Below are 969 nucleotides of genomic sequence, written 5' to 3'. Positions count from 1 at the left end.
AGACGTCCTCGGTACGCCCCTGGCGGTCGGCATCGACTGGGTGTTGTGGACCATCGGTACGGTGCTCGGCCTCGTCAGCGCGATCGCGGTCCCGTACCTGACGTTCAGCCGGCACGACACGGCCCCCGACAGTGCGTTCGGCGGCTGGCTCATGCCCGTGGTTCCCCCGATGGTGTCTGCCTCGACCGGTGCGCTGCTGCTGCCCTTCCTGCCCGCGGGGCAGGCCAGGCAGAACATGCTCTGGGGGTGCTACGCGATGTTCGGGTTGTCGTTGCTGGCGTCGATCGTGATCATCACGCTGATCTGGTCACGCCTGGCCCAGCACAAGATCGGCCCGGCCGGCATGGTCCCGACCCTCTGGATCGTCCTCGGCCCCCTGGGGCAGTCGATCACCGCGGCCAACCTGCTCGGTGGCAACGCCCACCTCGCCGTCGACCAGGGAACCTCGCACGCCCTGTTCGTCTTCGGGCTCGTCTACGGTGTGCCCACCCTGGGATTCGCCCTGATGTGGGCGGCACTGGCATCGGCCATCACCCTCCGCACCATCCGCCAGGGGCTCCCGTTCTCACTCACCTGGTGGTCGTTCACCTTCCCCGTCGGCACCTGCGTGACAGGCCTGAACGGTCTGGCCCTGCACACGGGACTCGTCGCGCTGCAGGTACTGGCGGTCGTGTTCTACTTCGGGCTTGTTGGGGCCTGGATCACGGTCGCCGCGCGCACCTTCCACGGCAGCGTCATCCGCGGAACGCTCCTCGCGCCTCCCCGTCCCCTGCCCTGACCGCGGACGACGAGGGTGCGTGGGGGAGTGGCTCAGATCGAACAGGCGTCGTTCCAGTCACGGCGATAGGCCTCGGGGTCACTGACGTCGACGATGGCCGAGGCGGCGCCCTTGGGCTCGTCACGCGACCGGTAGCTCTCGAACGCCACCGCACTGCGGTCGTTGCTCGCCGGATCACGCACCCCGGAGGC

At 68.8% G+C, this 969-nt stretch carries 1 protein-coding gene; it reads left to right on the top strand.

Annotated features, from left to right (window positions below; all coding sequences use genetic code 11):
* Window positions 1–778: TDT family transporter (locus tag ACYVHQ_RS14250; protein WP_460514158.1), on the top strand; the 778-nt coding region annotated here is incomplete at its 5' end.
* Between the last annotated feature and the right edge of the window lie 191 nt (window positions 779–969).

It is taken from the genome of Frigoribacterium salinisoli (assembly GCF_054781095.1).
This window is presented reverse-complemented; position numbering and strand designations above follow the sequence as displayed.